General features: G+C 47.0%; 21 protein-coding genes. 19 read left to right on the forward strand and 2 right to left on the reverse strand.

Translation table 11 applies throughout. From position 1 onward, the window contains the following. The 16 genes from GX019_06275 to GX019_06350 form a co-directional block, all read left to right on the forward strand. Nucleotides 1-325: leucine-rich repeat domain-containing protein (locus tag GX019_06275; GenBank protein ID HHT36769.1), on the forward strand; the 325-nt coding region annotated here is incomplete at its 5' end. A 54-nt stretch (nucleotides 326-379) separates the two neighbouring features. After that, nucleotides 380-1,300 carry a hypothetical protein gene (locus tag GX019_06280; protein ID HHT36770.1) on the forward strand — a complete coding sequence of 307 codons (921 nt, stop codon included), beginning with the start codon at nucleotides 380-382 and terminating at the stop codon, nucleotides 1,298-1,300. A 151-nt stretch (nucleotides 1,301-1,451) separates the two neighbouring features. Next, the gene (locus tag GX019_06285) at nucleotides 1,452-2,393 is read left to right on the forward strand and encodes a DNA adenine methylase (GenBank protein ID HHT36771.1); all 942 of its coding nucleotides are present in this window, start codon (nucleotides 1,452-1,454) and stop codon (nucleotides 2,391-2,393) included. A gap of 111 nt (nucleotides 2,394-2,504) precedes the next feature. Beyond that, a complete protein-coding gene (locus GX019_06290) occupies nucleotides 2,505-4,358 on the forward strand; it encodes a diguanylate cyclase (protein HHT36772.1) in 1,854 nt (617 codons plus the stop codon). An 87-nt stretch (nucleotides 4,359-4,445) separates the two neighbouring features. Continuing rightward, nucleotides 4,446-5,729 (forward strand): chloride channel protein, encoded by a 1,284-nt coding sequence (locus GX019_06295; protein ID HHT36773.1) that lies wholly within the window; start codon nucleotides 4,446-4,448, stop codon nucleotides 5,727-5,729. 208 nt (nucleotides 5,730-5,937) lie between these two features. Next, nucleotides 5,938-7,233, forward strand: coding sequence for a hypothetical protein (locus tag GX019_06300; GenBank protein HHT36774.1), 1,296 nt, complete (start codon nucleotides 5,938-5,940; stop codon nucleotides 7,231-7,233). 175 nt (nucleotides 7,234-7,408) lie between these two features. Next, a complete protein-coding gene (locus GX019_06305; protein ID HHT36775.1) occupies nucleotides 7,409-8,122 on the forward strand; it encodes a hypothetical protein in 714 nt (237 codons plus the stop codon). A gap of 204 nt (nucleotides 8,123-8,326) precedes the next feature. Next, on the forward strand, nucleotides 8,327-8,653 hold the full coding sequence (locus GX019_06310) for a hypothetical protein (GenBank protein HHT36776.1): 327 nt from the start codon (nucleotides 8,327-8,329) through the stop codon (nucleotides 8,651-8,653). 1 nt (nucleotide 8,654) lies between these two features. Beyond that, nucleotides 8,655-10,610 carry a V-type ATP synthase subunit I gene (locus GX019_06315; GenBank protein ID HHT36777.1) on the forward strand — a complete coding sequence of 652 codons (1,956 nt, stop codon included), beginning with the start codon at nucleotides 8,655-8,657 and terminating at the stop codon, nucleotides 10,608-10,610. 12 nt (nucleotides 10,611-10,622) lie between these two features. Continuing rightward, nucleotides 10,623-11,096, forward strand: a complete 474-nt coding sequence (locus GX019_06320) for a V-type ATP synthase subunit K (GenBank protein ID HHT36778.1) — start codon at nucleotides 10,623-10,625, stop codon at nucleotides 11,094-11,096. Between the two features lie 26 nt (nucleotides 11,097-11,122). Continuing rightward, the gene (locus tag GX019_06325; protein HHT36779.1) at nucleotides 11,123-11,722 is read left to right on the forward strand and encodes a hypothetical protein; all 600 of its coding nucleotides are present in this window, start codon (nucleotides 11,123-11,125) and stop codon (nucleotides 11,720-11,722) included. Nucleotides 11,723-11,743: 21 nt separating this feature from the next. After that, complete coding sequence (locus tag GX019_06330) at nucleotides 11,744-12,754, forward strand: V-type ATP synthase subunit C (GenBank protein ID HHT36780.1); 1,011 nt, start codon at nucleotides 11,744-11,746, stop codon at nucleotides 12,752-12,754. Further along, complete coding sequence (locus GX019_06335; GenBank protein ID HHT36781.1) at nucleotides 12,747-13,067, forward strand: V-type ATP synthase subunit F; 321 nt, start codon at nucleotides 12,747-12,749, stop codon at nucleotides 13,065-13,067. The genes GX019_06330 and GX019_06335 overlap by 8 nt, the downstream gene beginning before the upstream one ends. Nucleotides 13,068-13,099: 32 nt before the next feature. After that, nucleotides 13,100-14,869 carry a V-type ATP synthase subunit A gene (locus tag GX019_06340; GenBank protein HHT36782.1) on the forward strand — a complete coding sequence of 590 codons (1,770 nt, stop codon included), beginning with the start codon at nucleotides 13,100-13,102 and terminating at the stop codon, nucleotides 14,867-14,869. Between the two features lies 1 nt (nucleotide 14,870). Next, nucleotides 14,871-16,250, forward strand: coding sequence for a V-type ATP synthase subunit B (locus GX019_06345; GenBank protein HHT36783.1), 1,380 nt, complete (start codon nucleotides 14,871-14,873; stop codon nucleotides 16,248-16,250). Then, entirely contained in the window at nucleotides 16,251-16,922 is a 672-nt protein-coding gene (locus tag GX019_06350) for a V-type ATP synthase subunit D (GenBank protein HHT36784.1), read from the forward strand. It begins immediately after the preceding gene. A 55-nt stretch (nucleotides 16,923-16,977) separates the two neighbouring features. Here GX019_06350 and GX019_06355 read toward each other — a convergent pair whose 3' ends face one another. Then, nucleotides 16,978-17,724 carry a helix-turn-helix domain-containing protein gene (locus GX019_06355; protein ID HHT36785.1) on the reverse strand — a complete coding sequence of 249 codons (747 nt, stop codon included), beginning with the start codon at nucleotides 17,722-17,724 and terminating at the stop codon, nucleotides 16,978-16,980. A gap of 134 nt (nucleotides 17,725-17,858) precedes the next feature. On the opposite strand from GX019_06355, the gene GX019_06360 reads away from it, so the two are divergent. From GX019_06360 to hflB, 3 genes are all read left to right on the forward strand, one after another. Further along, a complete protein-coding gene (locus tag GX019_06360; GenBank protein ID HHT36786.1) occupies nucleotides 17,859-18,626 on the forward strand; it encodes a nucleotidyltransferase domain-containing protein in 768 nt (255 codons plus the stop codon). A gap of 135 nt (nucleotides 18,627-18,761) precedes the next feature. Continuing rightward, on the forward strand, nucleotides 18,762-19,532 hold the full coding sequence (locus GX019_06365; GenBank protein ID HHT36787.1) for a hypothetical protein: 771 nt from the start codon (nucleotides 18,762-18,764) through the stop codon (nucleotides 19,530-19,532). Nucleotides 19,533-19,625: 93 nt separating this feature from the next. Beyond that, entirely contained in the window at nucleotides 19,626-21,446 is a 1,821-nt protein-coding gene (hflB, locus tag GX019_06370) for an ATP-dependent zinc metalloprotease FtsH (protein HHT36788.1), read from the forward strand. A gap of 37 nt (nucleotides 21,447-21,483) precedes the next feature. Here hflB and GX019_06375 read toward each other — a convergent pair whose 3' ends face one another. Beyond that, a complete protein-coding gene (locus GX019_06375; GenBank protein HHT36789.1) occupies nucleotides 21,484-22,839 on the reverse strand; it encodes an HlyC/CorC family transporter in 1,356 nt (451 codons plus the stop codon). Nucleotides 22,840-23,068: the final 229 nt, after the last annotated feature.

Consider the following 23,068-nt stretch of genomic DNA (forward strand, 5'->3'; position numbering starts at 1 on the left):
TGGACTCAGCATTCAAGAAATATACGGGATTGAGCATCTGCAGAAACTAGAGGATCTTGATTTAAGTTCCAACCTGATTTCTGATATCAGTTACCTGATTGATCTGCAAAAACTTCGGAACCTTAATTTAGGCAACAACCAAATCACCAATATCAGTGCCCTGGCAGCGCTGCCAAAGCTGACAAACATCAATTTGGAGGGCAATCTCATCGCCGATATCTCACCGCTAGTGATGAACACTGAGTTAGGTGTGGGGGTACAGATCGACCTGCGGCACAACAATCTCGGTTTAACTCCCGGCTCAGAGAATATGAAGGATCTTTAAACCCTCTTGGATCGTGGGGCAGCGGTATTATACGAACCGCAGCATTCATCTGTGGTGTTTGATGATCCTTGGCTGGAGCAGGTAGTCCGGGATGCAGCCGGTAAGCCTGATGGGGAGCTTGTGTCCACTGATGTTTGGGGAATTAATGACCTAAACGGCGATGAAATGGGGATTTCATCCCTAAGTGGCATCGAGCATTTACAGAACCTCCGGTTTCTTTCCTTGTATGACAATCAAATTGCAGATTTAGCTCCCCTGTCCAAGCTGAAAAGCCTGCAGTGGCTGCTGTTAACTAGAAACCAGATTCGCGACCTAAGCAGTCTGGCAGAACTCACTAATCTCCAAATCCTGTTGTTGGGCGCAAATCAGATCAGCAGTATCGCTGATCTGGCGGGGCTTCGAAGTTTAGAAGCGCTGGCAGTTAGTGATAACTACATTCACTACATCTCGCCGCTGGCAGGGATGACTAATCTGCGCCATCTGGATATCGCTTCCAATCCCATCGCAGACATCAGTGTTTTGGCTGGTCTAACAAAGCTGGAGGTGCTCGTTTTAGATAGAATCCTGACTTCTGATTTAAGTGTCCTAGCTGACTTAACTCAACTAAAAAGCCTTTATGCAGCCCAAAGCTACATCACCGATCTGAGTCAGCTGGCACGGTTGACTGACCTAGAAATTCTTCTTCTGTACGGGAATCGGATTGAGGATATTAGTCCCCTCGCTGAGCTAGTGAATCTGGAGCGGCTGGATCTCTCTGATAATCATATAACAGACATTGAAGCCCTTTCTGAGTTGAAGGAGCTGGTATGGCTCATGCTTGATTTCAATCAAATCAGCGATATCAGTGTCCTGCTCCAATTAACCAGTTTGGAGCAGGTCAATATTAGGGGCAATAATCTCGATTTAACCCCAGGCTCGGCTGCTCTGCAGATCATTGGGGAGCTTGAGGGACGAGGAGTCCAGGTGCTGTACTGATATTGATTTGCAAAGCCCTGCGGTCAACTCGCAGGGCTTTTTTCCTTAAAAATGCGCCCTGCTTGCCGAAAGCAGGGCGCATTTTGCAGGTGAATAATAATACTATATCGAAATATATTTACAAATCGATATCCTCAGTCAAACTGCGGGATTGGGAGAAGGGGTGACCGAGGTGAACATACTGGTACAGGCGAAACCCTTTCTGAAATGGGTCGGGGGCAAAACGCAGCTGCTTCCTGAGCTGACGAAGCGGCTGCCTCGGCAGATTAAGGAATCAGGTGTGATCAAAAGATATGTGGAACCGTTTGTAGGCGGGGGAGCCTTTTTCTTTCATCTGAAAAGCAGGTTTATGATTGAAGATGCTTACTTAATGGATATTAATCAAGAGTTAATGCTGGGCTATCAGGTTGTGCAGCGGGAGCCGGATGCTTTGATCCAACAGCTATCCCGTTTGGAACAGCACTATCTGGAATTAGACCAAGAAAGGCGGAAGGAATATTACTACACCATCCGCGACCGCTATAACAGGCAGAAGTGCAGAATTGATTTTCAGACTTTCACCACAGATTGGATTATCCCCGCAAGTTATCTGATCTTTTTAAATAAGACCTGCTACAACGGCTTGTATCGCCAGAACCAAAGGGGAGAATTCAATGCTCCCCACGGCCGATATGATTATCCCACAATCTGTGATTCGGAGAACATTAAAGCTGCCAGTCAAGCGCTTACCGGTGTAAACCTGATCTGCGGCGATTTTTACAGATCCAGACCATTTATTGATCAAAACACGCTTGTCTACTTTGATCCACCTTATCGGCCCCTTACCCGGACCTCCCGTTTTACCAATTACAGCAGCATTGATTTTACTGATGACGATCAGATCCGCTTAGCCGAGTACTTCCGGGAATTAGATGGGATTGGAGCCGCATTGCTGCTCAGCAACTCTGATCCAAAGGTGAGCGATCCCGATGATGAATTTTTTGATAAGCTCTACCAGGGATTTATAATCGACCGAGTTTATGCCAAACGCAGTATCAACTGCGATGGCAGCGGCAGGGGCGAGATCACTGAGCTGGTCATCAGGAATTCTTAACAAGACTCTGGAATTATCTGTTTCGGAGTCTTTTTTTTATTACATAGGAATTGTTAGTTGCGATGGTTAACCAAGGGGTATAGTGCGAAAATTAGAGCAAGGGGTAGTGCCATGGCTTCCTTGGGAAAATCGGCTGTAAAGATTATGGTTGTAATGCTTTTGTTGGGCGCGGCAAATAGTGCTCATGCTTTGGGCACACTAGATTTAACCGCTTGGACACCGGAGCAGGGAGTAACTGCCCTTGATGGTACATGGGAGTTTTATTGGCAGGCTCTGCTGGAACCGGACGATATTGCAGCCGGAGTCAGTTTGCCGGTAAACTACATTGATGTTCCCGGCAGCTGGAACAATGAAATCATTGCTGGGAAAAAGCTTTCCGGCTCAGGATATGCTACCTATCGGCTACTGTTTGAGGTGGATACTTCAGATAAACTAGCGCTGAAGCTGCCGCGGATGATGACCGCCTATCGACTCTATCTCAACGGCGAGCAGGCTGCCGCCAGTGGTGTGGTGGGAACTGATCGAGCTTCAATGTCTCCCCAATATCTGCCGCAGGCTGTAGTTTTTACTCCAAAGCAGGGAGAAAATGAGCTGATTGTTCAAGTCTCAAACTTCTATCACCGCAGTGGAGGTATCTTGGAGAGCATTGTCCTTGGCAGTGGGAAACAGATCATGGATCAGCGCTTCCGCAGCGTTGCTTATGAGCTGTTTGCTTTTGGCTGCTTATTTACAATGGGACTTTACCACCTAACGATTTACTTTTACCGGAAGAAGGAAGTCTATCCTTTGTATTTTGGGATTTTTTGCCTGCTTGTCGGCATTAGGACCCTGATTGTGGGTGAGCGGTTCTTGATCTATCTCTTTCCAGCCTTAAACTGGGAGTTTGTCCATAAGATTCAGACTTTGACGTATTATCTAGGGGTGCCGGCAATCCTTAAGTTTTTCCACGCGGTATTTTCCGATTTATATAATGCAAAAGTGGTGAAGCTTGCCGGTTTTTTCTCCGGTTTTTTCACCCTGCTGGTTATCGTCACACCGGTCCGCGTTTTCAGTGTAATTAATCCGGTATATCAGGTTTTCACTTTCGCTGTGATCGCCTATCTCTTACACAATTCTTTCAGAGCTCTGCACTCACGCGAAGAGGGAAGCGCGTTGATTATAGCGGGGGCCTTGGCTTTAATTCTGACTGCGATTAATGACATCCTCTATTTGAGTATCTGGCTTAACGATAATCGCCTGGCTTTTTTACGGTCATTTGTCAAAACCGATAATCTGTCAACTACTGGTCAGCTTATCTTCCTTTTTGCCCTGGCAGTCGTGATGGCTAACAAGTTTTCTCTTGCTCACCAGAGAGAAGAAGAGATGGTTCTGCACTTAGATCGACTGGTCCATGACCGGACAATGGCGTTAGCAAAATCTCAGCGTGAACTGGAGGAAGCTAACCGGACACTGCGGATGATATCGCGCAAAGATCCAGCTACCGGACTGTGGAACCGGAGATACTACGATGAAGTGATGGAGATCGAGTGGAGCCGCTGCCAGCGGTATGAGCGATCCATTGCCATGATGATCATTGATATCGATTACTTTAAAAATTATAATGACTGCTACGGGCATTTATCAGGAGATGACTGTTTGGTTACGATTGCTGAATGCCTTACCAATGTTTTTCAGCGCTCAACTGATCTGGTGGTTCGCTACGGCGGTGAGGAGTTTGTGGTGGTAATGCCGGAGCAGAGCTTTGACCAAGCGATGCGAATGGGTGAATTGGTCTGTGAAAAAGTTAAGGATCTGCAAATCCCTCATTCATGTTCACCCATCAGTTCTTGGGTAACGGTTAGTATCGGTGTTTCCGCTCTGATACCTGCGGAGACTAACAGCTACCAGGACTTATTTGAAGCTGCTGACCAAGCGCTGTATGAGGCCAAAGCGGCCGGACGGGATCAAGTTAGAGGAATTCGGTAATAATGATCCTGGGTTGGGGCAGGAACTCAGCCATGGCTGGATAAGTAGCATTAGATAAAATAAATTTGATATAACGGGAGAGAAATGATGCAGAATTCCTTCTTTTATGCCAGCCGCTATATGGCGAAATGGCTGTTTTTAGCTGTGTTAGTCGGCATCGGCGGTGGATTGGCAGCCGTAGTATTAAACAGTGCGATTGATTTTGTGACCGATTTGAGTGCAGCCATACCCGTATGGCTTTCCCCAGCAGTTGGCGCCGCGCTGATAGTAATTATCTACGCATACTGGGATCGCCAGGCAGCCGGTTCGGGAACCAACCACTATCTGTATGCTGTCAATATCGATAATGGTGATATGCGGTTTAGGACTTTATTCAGTAAGATTGCGGCTACTGCTGCCACTTTGGGGTTTCGCGGCAGTGGCGGCGTCGAAGGACCGATGGTTGTGATCGGGGGCAGTTTAGCGAAAGGATTATCGCGGATTCCATTTATTGGGAAGCTGCTTGATGACGATGATTTTCGCCTGCTTGCCATCGGCGGTGCAGCCGGTGCGGTTGGAGCTGTGTTCCGGTCCCCACTAGGGGGAGGCATTTTTGTTGTCGAGGTCTTATACCGGACATCCCTGCACTACCATGATCTTTTCCCGGCAGTGCTGTCCTCGACCATGGGTTTTGTTGCCTACTGCAGGTTCGCTTCAGGAACACCGCTGTTTATGATTCCTGATTACCTGCCCGATGCAGTCCATGTGCCTTGGTATATTGTTTCCGGATTGATCAGCGGCGCAATTGCTTTTCTATTTATGATTATCTTTGGTATGATTAAGCGGCAGATGCAGAGGATTGCCTTCCCCTTTCCGCGTCCGATTATCGGAGGAGTCCTAACCGGATTAGTGCTGCTGTGGGTGCCGGCTGTAGGTGGAACCGGTTCTGAAGTTATTCAGCAGCTGATAACTGAATCCCAATCATGGGTCCTGCTGCTGGCGCTGTTAGTCGGTAAAATCCTGGCCACTTCCTTTACTGTTGGTTCAGGTGGAAGCGGCGGTTTGGTGATTCCCGCGCTCTTTATTGGGGCTGTTTCAGGCAACTGGTTAGCAAGTTTTACAGCCGGGGGCGATCCGAATCTGACTGCCAGCCTGGTTGTATCGGGAATGGCGGCAAGTTTAGCTTCGATAGCTAATGTTCCCATTGCTGCTGCGGTTATGCTGATTGAAATGGTAGGGATGAACTTAGGAATACCCGTTGTATTAGGCAGTATCATTGGCTACGCGGTGGGCAGAAGCCGCACGGTTTATGATACTACCAGCCAGACCGAAGTAGAATTTGTGGAAGCTCAGCGCTTCCGCAAAAGGGATCGGGATACAGAAGAGCATTAAATCAAATTTACCCCCTAAGGTGATAGAACAGGGGGTATTTTTGATTAATCCAGGATACCAGTAGAAAAACCTATTAAGAGATAGTTGTCTGTTGTGAAAATATGGCAGAAACTTCTTGAAAATGGAAGAATCTTACTATCTATGATCTAAGCAGTTGTATTTATCAGACTGCGGCTCTATCAAAAGACACGGAAAAGGAGATGAAAAAATGAGTTTTCGCGGTAAGTCAATCGCACTAGTTTTGCTGTTGGTTGTTATGTTAAGTGGATGTCTGGGTGGCGGCGCAGGTAAATCTGGACCAAAATTCAATCTCGAAGTTTATGTGAGCGGACAGGGTTCAGTAAACCCCAAGGCTGGCGCCACCAGTATACCCAGCGATACCTTGGTAACCATTGAAGCCATTCCCGCATCTGGGTGGGAATTCAGCTATTGGATCGGTGATGTCAGTGACCCTTATTCACCTAAAACAGAGATTATGATGGATGAGGATAAGTCAGTCACAGCTGTAATGTACAGCGAAGAGGAAAGCATATTTTTCGAGACCAAAGATAGTTCTGGAGCCATCGTACCAGGGGTATCGTTGATGTTAACGGACAGCACCGGAAGCGTTACTACTAACAGCAGAGGTTTTGCAGTTGTAAACACCACCGCAGCGAGTACCATTGTTACTGGCGTTATGGATGGTTTTGTGGTAGAACCGACTCCTTTGGTCGTGCAAAAAGGTGATCGCATTTCATTTACCCTTAGTGAGGGATCAGTACCTCTTGTGTTCACGGCCGAACTAACAATTAACCATACTGTCTTTAAGGATACAGCAAAGCTCAATCCATTTTCATCGGCTAAGATTCGCGAGGCGATGAACTGGCTGATTGATAGAGAGTATATTGTCAGCAGCATCTACACTGATCACAGTCCATTGACAACAGTAGTAGTGCCAGATACCTTTGAGTACGAGCTTATGCTCGATACGATAGAGGCGCTGGAACAAAAGTACAGTTTTGATGCTGCCAAGGCTGAAGCGGTGATTCACGCCGAAATGGAGCAGCTTGGTGCTGAGTTAGTTGGTGGCATCTGGCACTATAAGGATGAACCCGTGGAAGTAAAATTCCTCATCCGTGATGATGAAGTTCGCACGAAATTAGGCGATTATATAGCGGATCAGTTAAAGAATGTTGGTTTTGCTGTTGAAAGGATCTACTTAAATGGAGGCCAAGCTGTCCCTATTTGGATGAATGGTGACCCAACAGATGGCAAGTGGAACTTGTATACCGGTGGTTGGATGGTCTCAAAAAATTATTTAAGCCATCACCTTCTGAAGCAGTTTCACACGCCAGGCAGCCTAGGGCGTTTGGGGGAAGCTTACACTCATAATCCAGAGTTGATTGAGGTAGTAGATAGGTTGAATGGACCGTTTAATTCGGTGGAGGAGCGGAAGGAAGTGCTCAAACAAAGTCTTGAATTATCACTTCAAGATTCGGTCAGGGTTTGGTTGGTTTATCAGTAGATCAATAAATCACACGCGGAACCCCGGTGGCTGCAGCACCGGGGTTTTCGGTTACTATTTGGTCCCAGAGATTCCCTTAATTAGAAAATTAATCAGAACAGAAAGGATTGAGAATAGCGAGATCGAAGTAATAATCATGGTCACTCTTTACATAATTGAAAGCGAGGTGTAGTCCGTGGTAAGTACACGGAGCTTAGCTGCGGCACTGATTATTACGCTGCTGGTCTCAATTCAAGTTAGTGCGATCACGCCTGATCGCGGTTTGGAGAATCCTCTGTTATTATCTGAGATTGGTTATGGTTCGTTAGTTTATGGCAGTTTTAATTTGGACACACAGCATTACTTAGTATCCTACGCTGAGTATGATGTATTTGCAGAAGGGCATGGTGCTTTTATTTACCAGGTCGGCCAGGATGATGAAGCCGATATTTTCTCCTTTGTGGGTACTAAGGAGCTGGATCATACTCAGGTGGGATTTACACTTCACAGATTTTCTAATCCGGTGTCCGAATGGCTGGTAGATCTGGGAGTTGCTTATACAGCTGGAGACCTGGTCGCTCGGGTAGCGGTCCACTCCATCCCATTAAGTGACATCGAACAGATTCACGAACGGAGCAGTATTTCAGTTGGCGCAGCTGTAAACTTAGCAGACCTAGTATTGGTCGGACTCGATGCTCGGCTGCAGGAGCAGCAGTACGAGGGTTATGTGGTCTTGGAACCTCGACCTGACTTCACCCTGAGATTTAGTCTGCGCAGTAATGCCGACAAGTGGGATAAAGCTGGTTTCGATCTCTGGTACACTAGGGATCGCTTGATCGGGCATGTTGCTGTGGTGATGAGCCAGAATTGGCAGCGGGACATTCGTCTTGGTTTTGGAATTAGATTTTAAAGCACCAACCCTCATGGTTGCTGCTTTTTTGTTGTTCAATTTGTCACAATCTTGCCGCTCTGTCATTTGATAGTGGTTAATGTTCATTTAAATAATTTTATGAATTTTTATGTGGAAATCTAGACTTGTTTATGGTATTATCATGCTTAGATACCAGTTAAAACCGCTGCTGTAGTAAATTTTTAAGGAAACGGAGGTAGTTAAGTGTCGAGCGAAATTATTCAATCCGTTATGTCGGCTGAGGCACAGGCCGAAGCGATTCGCAAACAGGCCGAAACCGAAGCTCAGGAAATAATCGCTGAAGCCTACAGCCAAGCCGATGAGCTGGAGAAACAGCTGATCCGGAATGCTGAAGCCGAAGCTGAGAAGATTATTGCCGATGCTCGCAGATCAGCTGAGGAAGCGACAGCCAAACTGCAGGTCGAAACTAAAGCTGAATGCGACAAGATCAGAGCCGAAGCAGCAGCTCGCCTAGACCAAGCCGTTGAACTTATTATAGAGAAGGTAGTGAACGCGCATGGCGGTCGTTAGCATGAACAAGCTCATGCTGGTTGGTTTAAACGCCGATAAAAACCAGATCCTGTCTGAACTGATGACTCTGGGCGTTGTTGAAATAACTTCCCACGATTTAACCAGTTCGGAATGGATATCCCAGTGGTCGCACCTCGTTACCGAAGAGGACCGCAGCGATGCCATTGAAGCTTTAAACGGCCAAATTGAGCAGACAGCAGCAGCTTTAGGAAGACTAGCCCGGTACAATGGCGGGAAAAAGCCTCTTTTTGCCGCTAAGAGATCAGTATCGGTCAGCGAATTTGCAGCAGTAGAAACTGAGCACGCAAGGTTACAGGAAATTGTCACGGATATCCTCCGTCTTGGCAGGGAGCAGCAGGAACTCCAGAATCAGCGCAACAAAGCTGAAAATCTGATTGCATCTCTTCAACCGTGGCAGCCATTAGATATTCCTCTTAATTTTAAAGGCACCGAATATACAAAAGTTGTACTAGGTGTTTTACCTCCATCTGTTGATGCAGAAAAAGTCAAATCTGAATTAACATCCGAAGTACCCGCAAGCTATCTAGAAGTAGTTACTCACGATAAATTCCAGCAGTATGTATTTTTAATCTATCATCACCAACTGCAGAGCGCAGTTGACAATGTGTTGAAAAACTTTGACTTTGTCCCGGTTAGTTTCAGCGGCATGACGGGAACCGCGGCGGAGCGAATTCGCGAAGCTGAGCAGGAAGTTAAAGCTCTTGACCGCGCGTATCAAGAAAAAGAAGCAGCGATAGCCGCTTATGCTGTGGAAAAATTTAATTTAGAGCTCTATTACGATTATCTCACCGGTCAGCGGGATAAAGAAACCGCGTTAGAAACTTTGACCAATACTGAAAGCGTCTTTTTAATCGAAGGATGGCTGCCGGCAGAGCTCAGCGATGAGATCAAACGCCGCCTTAATGAGCAGTGGACCTGTGTTGTGGAAATCAGTGAACCGGCAGAGGACGAAGAGTTTCCCGTACTGCTGGAAAACAGCAGCCTCGGCGCCAGTGTTGAGGGCATTACCGCTATGTACGGGCTGCCAAACTGCCGCGAACTCGATCCCAACACCATAATGGCTCCCTTCTTCATCGGCTTTTTTGGTTTGATGCTGGGAGATGGCGGATACGGAGTGGTCATGACTCTTGCCGCCTTATTTGCCCTGTGGAAGTTCGATTTTGATGCGAATATGAAGAAATACGCCAAACTGGTTCTGTACTGCGGCATTGCCACTATGTTCTGGGGCTTGATGTTTGGCAGCTGGTTTGGAATCGAGTATTTCGGCGAAAGGCCCTTATGGCTTAATCCGACTAAAGAACCGGAAGAAATGCTCAAGTGGTCCCTCTTGTTTGGGGTACTCCATATCTATGTGGGCATTGCAGTTAGGGGAGTAAACCACATCCGCAACGGCAAGTACATCGATGTTTTATGGGATGTAGTGGCCTGGTATGTGCTGTTTACCGGATTTGTCTTTGTGGTGCTGCCTTTCGTGCCCGCCATGACCTTAGAGGATACCACCTTCTGGGTGGATTTGGGTAAAAAAATGATGGCAGTTGGCGCAGTCGTTCTGATCTTAACTCAAGGGAGGGAGAATAAGGGCATAATATCCAAATTAGTGTCAGGTGTCGGCAGTCTCTATGACCTAGTGAGTTTCCTAAGCGATGTGCTGTCCTATTCCAGGTTGTTAGCCTTGGGTCTGGCTACTTCAATCATTGGTACCATTGTCAATCAAATTGCCACAATGGCCGGTCTGAACAACATTTTTAAGATATTAGTTGCAGCGGTAATCGCGATAATTGGCCACAGCCTGAATTTTGCAATCAACGCGCTCGGTGCTTATGTGCACTCAAGCCGGCTGCAGTACATTGAGTTTTTCGGGAAGTTTTATCAAAGTGGAGGCAAGCCCTTCAAGCCTTTAAAGTACAAGACTAAGTATGTCAATTTAAAAAACTAGGAGGTTGTGAATATGGAATTCTTACAGGGAGATCTCATTGGTAACATTTTAGCAGTTTTGGGAGCAGTATTTGCCTTTATTATTACGGGAATCGGCTCAGCCAGAGCAGTTGGTGCCGGTGGTCAAGCAGGTGCCGGTGTCTTGACTGAAGACCAGGATAAGTTTGTTCCGGTCATGATTCTCCAGGCTCTGCCCAGTACTCAAAACATTTACGGTTTCGTTATCGCGTTCTTGATTATCGGTAAGATCATTATCGGTGAACCTCTTGATTTCGGTGCAGGTTTGACCCTCTTCTTGGCATCACTGCCAGTTGGTATTGTCGGCTATGTGTCAGCAGTTCTGCAGGGTCGCGTGTCTGTAGCCGGTATTCACATGGTAGCTAAACAGGCTGAAGGTATGATTAAGGGTGTCGTACTGGCGCTGATGGTTGAGATGTTTGCGATTCTCTCATTGATCATCTCGATTCTGATCATTGGTAAGGCTTAATATACGCATAAGGAAGTGTCCTGAAGATGACAGGAGTAGAGCAACTAACAAGTAAAATTATAGAAGATGCAAAACTAAGAGCTGCTGAAAGAAAAAAGCAAGCTGAGGAGGAAAAAGCAGCGATTCTGGAGCAGACCCGGGAAAGAGCGCAGGTAGAGTGCGATAAAATCACCGCTGAAGCTAAAGCGCGCGGTGAAGAACTCTACAACCGCTTGATTTCTGTTGCCCAGCTCAATGCCCGCAAAGAAAAGCTGCAGGCGAAGCAGGATGTGATTGCCTCCGCTTTTGACCAAGCTCTGGCCAAGCTCCGCTCCCTTCCGGATGATCGGTATTTTGATCTGATCAAAGACTTAATCGTCCAGGGCAGCACAACGGGCTCAGAGCAGATTATTTTATCCGAAGCTGACCACAAGCGCCTGCCGGAGGGTTTTTTGGAGCAAGTTAATGCTGTGGTTAAAGAGAAGGGTCTTTCCGGTTCACTTAAACTGGCGCAGGAGACTGGGCCGATTCAGGGTGGAGTGATTCTCAAGGCCGGAAATATTACGGTCAATTACACCTTCGAAGCGCTGCTGAAGCAGAATTACGACCAACTTGCCATGGAAGTAGCCGGTTTGTTATTCTCTTAATTTGAAAATGAGGGAAGCGAAATGATACAGTCTATGGATACCAAATATGCATATGCGGTTGGGCGCATTCGTGCCATTGAGCAGCGGATGCTGAGCCGCGCTGCGCTGGAGCGGATGATTGAAGCCGATTCAGCCGAGGATGCGTTTAGAATCTTAAGGGAGGCGAATTATGGCTTTTCAGCCGGTGAGAGCACTGCTTTAAGCTACGAGCAGGTTCTTAATGAAGAGCTGGTTAAAGTCTATAATTTGCTGATGGAGATTGCTCCGGATCCGAAAGCGTTTGATCTGTTTTTTATCAAGAACGACTACCACAACTTCAAAGTATTTTTGAAGGCAGAACTCTCTAATCAGGAAATGGCAGAGCAGTATTTAGCCGAGCCCAGCTTATTTAATCCGGATCAAGTAGCGGCGATGTTTAGAGAGCGGGATTTCTCCAATCTGCCACAATCGATGCAGGCGGCGATTGATGCCTGTTTCGATGCTTTCAGCAAAACAGCGGATCCCCAGCTGATTGACATCATTCTTGACCAGGCACTCCACAGCGATATGCTGGCGCTTGCCAAACAACTGAAGAACTCATTTGTGAGCCAGATTGTAAGTTCTACGCTTGACCTGGTTAATTTGAAGATTGTGCTCCGCACAAAGCTGATCAATCAAGATTGGGAGTTTTTGGAGCGCTTCTTGATTCCCGGCGGCAGTTTTGGCTCCAAGTTTTACCAAGGGCTTTTGGAGCTGGAATTTGACCAGTTTCCCCCAGCGTATGAGGAAACCCCATACCATCAGCTCTTGGCAGATAGTATGCGGAAATTTAAAGCTTCCAACAGTCTCGCCGGATTCGAAATGCTCTGCGATAACTACCTGATGGATCTGCTTAAGAAAACCAAGTTTGCCATATTTGGTATCGAACCGCTGGTTACATACTTGCTGGCGAAAGAGCTGGAAGTGAAAAATGTCCGGATTATTATGGTAGGTAAGATAAACCAATTAGCACAAGATGTCATCAGGGAAAGGCTGAGGGAAACCTATGTATAAAATCGGTGTAATCGGTGATAAGGACAGTATTCTCGGCTTTAAGGCCATCGGGATGACTGTATTTCCAGTTGAAGATTCGTCCGCAGCCAAAGCAGCCCTGGAAGAACTAGCCCGCGAGAAGTACGCTGTTGTGTACATCACTGAGCAGATGGCGCAGGAGATTGGCGAAACCATTGATAAGTACAAGGACGAAATGGTACCGGCCATCATTTTGATACCCAGTAGTCAAGGTTCGCTGGGGATTGGCATGCGCAATTTAAGAAGCTCAGCCGAACGGGCGATAGGAGCAGACATCCTGTTCAGAGACGAATAGGCGTAATATGGTGCGAAAGAGGGTAGGCGATTATGAGTCACGGAAGAATTGTCAAGGTATCAGGTCCCTTGGTTGTTGCCGAAGGTATGCAGGATGCCAATATGTTTGACGTGGTTCGCGTAAGCGAACAGCGTCTGATTGGTGAAGTCTTAGAGATGCGGGGCGATCGGGCCTCGATTCAGGTATACGAAGAAACAGCTGGTTTGGGACCGGGCGAACCTGTTTACTCAACTGGGGCACCATTAAGTGTGGAGCTAGGCCCCGGTTTAATCGGCACAATCTTCGATGGAATTCAGCGTCCTTTAGAGACCATCCGCCGGATGGTGGGCAGCAACATCACTAGAGGAATTGACGTAGATTCCCTTGAACGGAATAAACGCTGGAAGTTCGAGCCGGTTGTTGAACCTGGAGCCAAGGTTACTGCTGGAGATATTATCGGGAAAGTGCAGGAAACCGAGATTGTGGAGCACCGGATCATGGTGCCACCTCGTGTAGCCGGTACAATTGAAGAAATCTACTCCGGTGAGTTTACAATTGCTGAAACTGTAGCCAAGCTGAGAACGGACAGCGGTGAATTAGTAGAACTAACGATGATGCAGAAATGGCCGGTTCGCGTCGGCCGTCCCTATAAAGAAAAATTGGCTCCAACCGAGCCTTTAATTACCGGACAGCGGGTAATCGACACCCTCTTTCCCATTGCTAAAGGTGGAGTGGCTGCTGTTCCGGGACCTTTTGGAAGCGGTAAGACAGTGGTGCAGCACCAGCTGGCGAAATGGGCTGACGCTGATATCGTAGTGTACATCGGCTGCGGAGAGCGGGGCAATGAAATGACTGATGTATTAAACGAGTTCCCGCAGCTGAAAGATCCGCGCACCGGCGAATCGCTCATGAAGCGGACCGTCCTAATTGCCAATACATCAGATATGCCGGTAGCGGCCCGGGAAGCTTCGATCTACACCGGAATTACCATCGCTGAGTATTTCCGGGATATGGGCTACAGCGTAGCATTAATGGCTGATTCCACTTCCCGCTGGGCAGAGGCACTGCGGGAAATGTCAGGACGCCTGGAAGAAATGCCTGGTGAAGAAGGTTACCCGGCGTATTTGGCCTCCCGCTTAGCTCAGTTCTATGAACGAGCAGGCAGAGTAATCAGTCTCGGCACAGAAGGCCGCGAAGGGGCTTTAACTGCAATCGGAGCGGTTTCTCCGCCGGGCGGTGACTTGTCGGAGCCGGTAACCCAGGCAACCTTGAGAATTGTGAAGGTTTTCTGGGGCTTGGATTCAAGCCTGGCGTACCGCCGCCACTTCCCGGCAATCAACTGGCTGAACAGCTATTCCTTGTATCTGGATCAGCTGGAGCAGTGGCAGAGTGAAAGTATTGCCAGAGATTGGCCGAAGATCCGCCGGGATATTATGCGGATCCTTCAGGAAGAAGCGGAACTTGAGGAAATCGTGCGCCTGGTAGGTATTGACTCCCTGTCGCCGCTGGAGCGGGTGACCTTAGAAGCAGCAAGGTCAATCAGGGAAGACTACCTCCATCAGAACTCTTTCCACGATGAGGATACTTATACATCGCTTCAGAAGCAGTATCGGATGCTGAAGCTGATTATGGGTTATTACTACAAAGCAGTAGAAGCGGTAGATGCGGGTATTTCAATTAACAAGATCTTTGCGATTCCGGTCAGAGAGCGAATTGGCAGAGCTAAGTATGTTCCGGAAGCGCAGATGGATCAAGTCTTTGGAGAAATTGAAACTGAGCTGAATCAGCAGTTTGAAGCACTGGCAGCAGAGGAGGTGGGCTAGGATGCTGAAAGAATATAAAACCATTTCGGAAATCGCAGGTCCTTTGATGCTTGTGCAAAATGTTGAAGGCGTAAAATACGAGGAATTAGGCGAGATTGAGCTGCCAAACGGTGATATCCGCTTGTGTAAAGTGCTGGAAGTTGATGAGGGCAATGCCCTGGTGCAGCTGTTTGAAAGCTCAGCGGGAATTAACGTTGCTCAAAGTAAGGTGCGCTTTTTAGGCAAGGGTACTGAGCTTCCTGTTTCCATAGATATGCTGGGGAGAGTTTTCACAGGCTTGGGACGCCCGGCCGACGGAGGACCGGAAATTATTCCGGAAGCGCGCCTGGATATTAACGGTATTCCGATCAACCCGGCAGCTAGGGACTATCCTTCCGAGTTTATTCAAACCGGAGTTTCGGCGATTGACGGACTGAACACCTTAGTTCGGGGCCAAAAACTGCCGATCTTTTCCGGATCCGGACTGCCCCACGCCCAGCTGGCCGCCCAGATTGCCCGTCAATCAAAGGTATTAGATGACCAGAGCAAATTTGCGGTAGTATTCGCAGCGATTGGAATTACCTTCGAAGAAGCGGATTTCTTCATCAGCGACTTTATCCGCACCGGCGCGATTGATCGGTCGGTGGTGTTTATTAACCTAGCTGATGACCCGCCGATTGAGCGGATTTCTACACCGCGGATGGCCTTAACAGCTGCGGAATACCTGGCGTTTGAAAAGGATATGCATGTGCTGGTAATCCTTACCGATATTACCAACTATGCGGAAGCGCTGCGGGAGGTTTCAGCAGCGAGGAAAGAGGTTCCGGGACGGAGAGGTTATCCTGGATATTTGTATACCGACTTAGCCACAATTTATGAAAGAGCAGGCCGCAAGAAGGACAGCAATGGCAGTATCACTTTAATTCCGATATTGACCATGCCTGAGGATGACAAGACCCATCCGGTTCCGGACTTAACAGGCTACATTACCGAAGGTCAGATTATCCTCAGCCGGGAACTGCACCGCAAGGGCATTGAGCCGCCCATCGATGTGCTGCCATCCCTGTCAAGGTTGAAAGACAAGGGTATCGGCGCAGGCAAGACGCGCGAAGATCACGCGGACGTGATGAACCAGCTCTTTGCCGCTTATGCTAGTGGTAAAGAGGCTAAGGAATTAGCGGTAATCCTTGGCGAAGCCGCGTTGACCGAGATGGATAAGCTCTACGCTGAGTTTGCGGATCAGTTCGAGGAAAGATATGTTTCCCAAGGATTCCACGAGGATAGAACTATTGAGGAAACAATGGAGCTGGGTTGGGAACTCTTGAGAATTCTGCCAAGAGCTGAGCTTAAGCGGATTCGCGATGAATATCTAGATAAGTATCTCCAAAGAGGAGAGGATTAGATGGCTGTTCTCAATGTAAATCCCACTCGGATGGAGCTGTCAAAGCTGAAGAAGCGGCTGACAGTAGCCCGCAGAGGCCATAAGCTCTTAAAAGATAAACGCGATGAGTTGATGAAGATCTTTCTGGAGGTTGTCAGGAAGAACAAGGAGATGCGGGAAAAGGTTGAAAAGCTTTTAACCGAATCCTATCAGAGTTTCTTGGTAGCCAGAGCGGTCATGTCTTCAGAAGTGCTCGAGGCAGCGCTGATGGTTCCCAAGCAGAGGGTAGAGCTGGATGTAGATACCGTCAATCTGATGAGTGTTCACGTCCCAAGGTTTAAGTACACAGAAATTGGCAGCGATGATGAAAATATCTACCCCTATGGATTTGCCTCGACTTCCAGTGATTTAGATCGCTCCATGCAGATTTTAGCGTCTGCTCTGCCATTTATGCTGGAGCTGGCGGAAAGTGAGAAATCAGCGCAGCTGCTAGCCCAGGAAATTGAGAAAACCAGAAGACGAGTAAACGCCCTAGAGTATGTGCTCATTCCTCAGCTTGAAGAAACAATCAAGTACATTACCATGAAGCTTGAGGAAAATGAGCGGGGCAACATCACCCGCCTAATGAAGGTTAAGGACATGATGCTGGAGCAGACGTATAAATACCGCGAGAGATTAAAGACGCAGAGTTGAATACAGGAGAGAATCACAGGATGCATACCTGTGATTTTCTGCTATTTGCAGGCATTTACCGCAAACTTTGGGGATTATGGCACACCTTGGCCATATCAAAGGATAAACCGGGGAAGTCCGGATGTTCAAAGATGGTGTTGGTTGCCGTCAGCAGCATGTAGTTCTTATCCTTTAACTTAAATGCTTCAATCGTTTCTTCATTGGGATTGACTATCCAATAATGCAGAACACCATATTGACGGTATACCTCTAGCTTCTGAATTCGGTCTCTGCGGATACCTGATTTGGATAATACTTCAACGACCAATAAAGGGGATAAGTCAATATACTCGGCACTTGTCAGCTGATTTATATCTGCGATATATAATAAATCTGGCTGAACTACGGTGTGTTTTGAGAAAACAACATCAAGGGGTGCAGCAAACACTTCCCCTTGGGGATTGATTTCCCGAAAATAGTCTTTTAAGATGCTGTAGAGGTTGAGGCAGACCCGCTGATGATGAATAACCGGAGAGGGCTGCCGGATTAGAACACCATCAATCAGCTCATAGGAGTAACCAGGTTCTTCTGGCAGCTGAGCATATTCATGGTATGTGACTTTACCTTGGGATGCATACGGCATGCTTTCTTCACGTACCGAGAGTGCATCCAATACTGCCTTCTGATCATAGCGATACTGCCGTTTTCCCAGCTTCACTGTGGGAATACTGCCCTCGCGTGTATAGCGCCAGATAGTTTCCACAGACAGATTGAGAGCAGCAGCCAACTCTTGCGCAGTTAACAGTTTTTTGTCCACAGCCAGCACCTCCTGTCAATAATATACAAGAAATAGTAACTAGAATTAAGTTTTAAAGGTGTTGGTTGAGATGGTGTCGACCGAGAGCGAAAGGATAAATATAGACTGACCAGATATTGAAAAGTGGGGAGAGGTTAATGTTGGAACAATGGAATGCTGTCAGCACACTGGTGCCGTATTTGAAGCGGGATCCAGCTGTGCGTGCAATCTTTCTTAAAGGTTCATTGGCTCGGGGAGACGGAGACGCTTATTCAGATGTTGATTTATACTGCCTAGTTCATGAACAAGAATTAGAACGCTTCTTAGGTAGTCGGCTAGAGTATTTAAAGCAGTACAAGGAGCTGCTTTATTGGTCCGAAGCAAACTTTGTCGGACCACAAATAGTTGCGGTATTTGCAAATGGTTTGCATTTGGATTTATACACTGTAACAGCAAGCACACTTCAGCAGACTGATGCGGTTAAAGTACTGTACGATCCGGAAGGGCTTCTCGCTGACTTCCATGGCAGCTCTTTTGAAGTAAGTAAGGCTGAGGTAGTAAGAACCTTTGGAAGTTTAACCTTTTCATTATTGGAGTTTGAGACAGCTTACAAGCGCGGCAATTTAGTGTGGGCATCAAGATTAGCAAGTCATATCAGTGGAGACCTAGTACTTATGCTCCGGCATATCTATGATCCTGAACATGCGCAGCTGGGTTTTAAGAAGATTAACGACTATTTACCAGAGTACGTTTATGGAGCTTTAAGTGATGCATTGGATGGAATCAGCCCAACCAATCTGCCTGTCGGTTTACTGAAATTATTAGAGTTACTGGAAGATGCAATTCCTTTGCTGCCCGTTGATGTAAGGGATGGGCTGAACATGCCATTTTATGATTTTATGGCGGCAAGAATTCGGTCTCTGGGATAAAGCTGCCATATCAAAGTGCAAATACTTCGCCGTTTTTTTCTTCAATAGCTTAGATTATTTGGCATAAAGTTATTGCTCATTATCCCGCAGGATAATATAATGAGGTTAAGGTTAGGGGAAGGAGATACCACACACATGATTTCCATAGTAAACACCCCAAATTTCACGGGAGTCACCATTCGCGGTGACTATTATGATCTGTATAACTTAGTTCAGGCGCTGTACGAAATAGCCATTAGTGAGTTTTCCGAGAAACACCAGGAGTATATTGATATGTCCCTGCGGGTACTTAGTGTCTGTTATGATATTAGACATGCTTTCATGGCCCACAGGGATATTTATTTAGTCGACAACAATATGACTGAAGAAAAAATGAAGTGGCATTCTTTGATTGTGCCTAAAACCAATGTGTATTACAGCTGCAACTGTCTTTATCCCGAGATGTTTTATCTGATGTTGGTCCTTAATGACCTGGTTAAACTGCGGATAAAAGATATGACCAAGAGCAAAGATGTTTATGTTGGAGCCCTTAATGGCAAAGCGGTTTGGGATGAAACAATTGCGGTAATCAGGCAGTTTCAAGCGGCTTTTGCTAAATGTGTGAAAGAAACCCTAGCTCCCGCCACCTACACAAGATGGCTGAATCTCATGAATCAAAATTATATTGGGTTAGATGAGATGCTCTTTCAGTATCTAGACCGCTTAAATATTGAATTCATTAAGATGAGCAGAGAGAGACGCGCCAAAAGTGTGTTTACGATGGCAAGACGGATCGCAGAGTTTCGCACTGATCCAGAATATCAGATCATGGAAAGAGCAGTCTTTGACGCTGCTAAGGAACACGGCTGGCATCTAGAAGAGGTACATTTTGTAGATGATGAGTATCCTGAGGAGTGGGAATGGTAGCGAATTATCGGGTTTCGCTTTGGGATACTATTTCCCTTAAATAAGTGATAGAATATAGGTGTTGATTAAAAAATCTAAAATTTATAGGGAGGGATGCCGTTGGATATGCAGGATAATCCAAAAAAACCGCTGTTATATTATTACCTGATTGCCATTGCTATCATTTTCCTGTTCAACGCCTTTATTCTACCTACTTATATGAAAATGCAGATTACCCAGGTAGACTACGGGACTTTTCTTAAGCTGATTGAATCCGGGCATGTTACTAGTGTGGAGGTGCAGGATACCCTGATCGCCTTTACCGCTGTCGACGAACAGGGTAAAGAGGATGTATATGTTACCGGCAGAATGGACGACCCCGATTTAGTCAACCGTTTATACAATGCTAATGTGAAGTTTGGCAAGGTCATACCGAAGGAAAACTCACCCCTGGTAAATTTCATTCTGTCCTGGATTTTACCCATGGTGATTTTTATCGGTCTCGGCCAATTCCTGATCAAGAAGCTGGGAGCGAAAATCGGCGGTTTCGGCAATGCCATGTCTTTTGGCCGCAGCAACGCGAAGATTTATGTGGAGGCCCAAACGGGCATATCTTTCAACGATGTAGCCGGTCAGGATGAGGCCAAGGAGGCGCTGCAGGAAGTGATTGATTTCCTCCACGATCCGTCGCGGTATACTGCTATTGGCGCAAAGATTCCGAAGGGTGTGCTGCTGGTAGGACCGCCGGGAACCGGGAAAACGCTGCTTGCCAAAGCGGTAGCCGGTGAATCAAAAGTTCCGTTCTTTTCCATCTCCGGCTCCGAGTTTGTGGAGATGTTTGTGGGCCTGGGTGCAGCCAGAGTGCGGGATCTCTTTAAGCAGGCCCAGGAAAAAGCACCCTGCATCGTGTTTATTGATGAGATCGATACCATCGGCAAGAGCAGAGGTTCCGGTGAGGTTGGCGGTAATGATGAGCGTGAGCAAACTCTCAACCAGCTGCTTACTGAGATGGACGGTTTTAACGCTGAAAAAGGGGTAGTTATTCTAGCTGCTACTAACCGTCCCGAAACTCTTGATAAAGCGCTGCTGCGGCCGGGCAGGTTTGACAGGCGTGTTCCGGTGGAACTTCCGGATCTGCAGGGAAGGGAAGCGATTCTTCAGGTTCATGCCAAGAATGTTAAGATGGGTAATGATATCGATTTTAACGCCATTGCCCGCGCTACCCCGGGTGCTTCGGGAGCAGACTTGGCAAACATCATTAACGAGGCTGCTCTGCGGGCAGTCAGAATGGGCAGGACCTATGTCACCCAAAGCGACTTAGAGGAATCAGTGGAGGTTGTGATTGCCGGTTATGAGCGGAAAAACGCTGTTATCTCCATGAAAGATAAGCTGACGATTGCTTATCATGAAATCGGCCACGCTTTGGTAGCTGCCAAGCTTAAGCATTCATCTCCGATTCATAAGATTACTATTGTCCCCCGCACATCAGGTGCGTTAGGGTTTACGATGCAGATTGACGAAGGCGAGCGGATTTTGATGTCCAAGGATGAGGCTTTGGATCGAATCACTTCGCTGTTAGGCGGCCGCTCTGCTGAAGAAGTAGCTCTGGGAAGCATTACCTCAGGCGCTTCTAATGATATCGAGCAGGCTACTAAGATTGCCCGGGCAATGGTGACCCGCTTCGGTATGAGTGAAGAATTTGATATGATGGCCTTAGAAACTGTAACCAACCAGTACCTTGGGGGAGATACATCTCTGATTGTTTCCGGAGAGACCGCCTCCCGAATCGATGCAGAAGTGCTGAAGATCATTAAGCTCTGCCATCAAAGAGCCATCAATATTTTAGAAGAAAACAAAGATAAGCTCCATGAGCTCACTAAAGTGCTGCTTGAAAAAGAAACTCTTTCGGGATCAGAGTTTATGGAGATGCTGTAATCGAAAATCCTCCGGTAGAAGCTCCGGAGGATTTTTGTCATTCTGCTTCTGATTTAGATGTGGATTTTCCTTCCTGTTCTTTATCAGCAAGGTAGACAACAGCGGTCTCTAACCGGCGTTTTTTAATTTTGGTAACCTTAATACTCAATCCGTATTCTTCAAGCTCCGGCGTGCTGCCGTCGCTCGGGATTGTGCCTAGCAGACCAAAGACAAAACCGCCAAAAGTATCATAATCGTCCTCAGGAAGTTCAACGCCGAGATGTTCTGCCACTTCATCCAGGGGCGCCGGACCACGGATCCGCCAAGTTTGGGAATCGATCCGCTCGATCAAAGGCGCCTCTCTGGGAATGGTGTCATCGTCTTCTAAGTCTCCAACCAGCTGTTCCAGCAGGTCGTTCATAGTAATGATTCCGCTCATGCCGCCGTAATCATCCAAAACAATAGCAAAATGGTTGCGGGATTTCTGCATATTGCGGAACAGCACATCCGCCCTCACTGATTCAGGAACAAAAAAGGGGGCGTGGACCGCTTTCTTCATGACATTTTCCCTGGATCTATTTTTCAAGCGGAGATAATCTTTGGTTTTCAGAACTCCGATGATATGGTCGGGACTTTCTGAGCAGATGGGATATGCTGAATAGCGGCTCTGCAGGATTGTCTGCTCCCACTGCTCATCGGTTTCATCGAGCCACAGCAGGGACACCTCAACGCGGTGAGTCATGATTTCCCCTGCAGATATATCATCAAACTCAAAAACATTTTTGATCATGCTTTCTTCCGATGGCAGGATTGTGCCCCTTGCCTTGGCTGCTTCCAGCATTAAGCGGATTTCTTCTTCAGTATTATCCGCCTGGGAAGCATGGGGATCAATGCCGAAGAGACTGAGAAGCCCATTGGTGGATACCGTAAACAGCCACACTACCGGGGTAAAAATGCGCGCAACAGTATAAATCAGTCCGGACATGGATAAAGCAATCTGTTCAGCCTTTTCCATGGCAATGCGCTTGGGAATCAGTTCTCCTAAAAGTACAGTAAAATAGGTTAAGAGCAGTGTAATAATGGTAACTGATAACAGGCTCACCAGAAAGCGGGGCGCGTTGATGCCGATGCTGACAAACCAGGCTGTCAGCCGACCAGAAAAGTTTTCGGTAGCAACAGCTGAGCTGAGTAGATTGATTAACGTGATTCCCACTTGAATGGTGGCCAGAAAAATGGACGGCTGTTCGGTTAGTTTGGAAAGTCGCAGAGCCCGCTTATCTCCTTCGGCTTTAAGCTGGGCAAGTTTGTTGCTGTTCATTGTCAGCACTGCGATTTCAGCTCCAGCAAATACTGCGTTTAGCAAGATGAAAATGAATTGAAGCAGAAATAACAAAAACAAAGGGCTTTCCGTCAAAGCGATAACCTCCTGAAATCTGTTCGTTTTAGTTTAAGCAGTTCCAACACAAACATAACAGCAACCGAGATTATCATAATAAAAAAACACATAACAACAAGGACAATGCATAATTGTCCCGCGTTATGTGTTTATAACTTTTATGTAAAAGCGTATAGATACAGGAAAATCTGATCGTCCACCGATTCGGAGGCTCCGGATCATAATTTTCTCTCATAATAGGAGCACC

Source organism: Bacillota bacterium (genome assembly GCA_012837335.1).
In the GTDB taxonomy this organism is placed as follows: domain Bacteria; phylum Bacillota; class Limnochordia; order Darwinibacteriales; family DTU012; genus DTU012.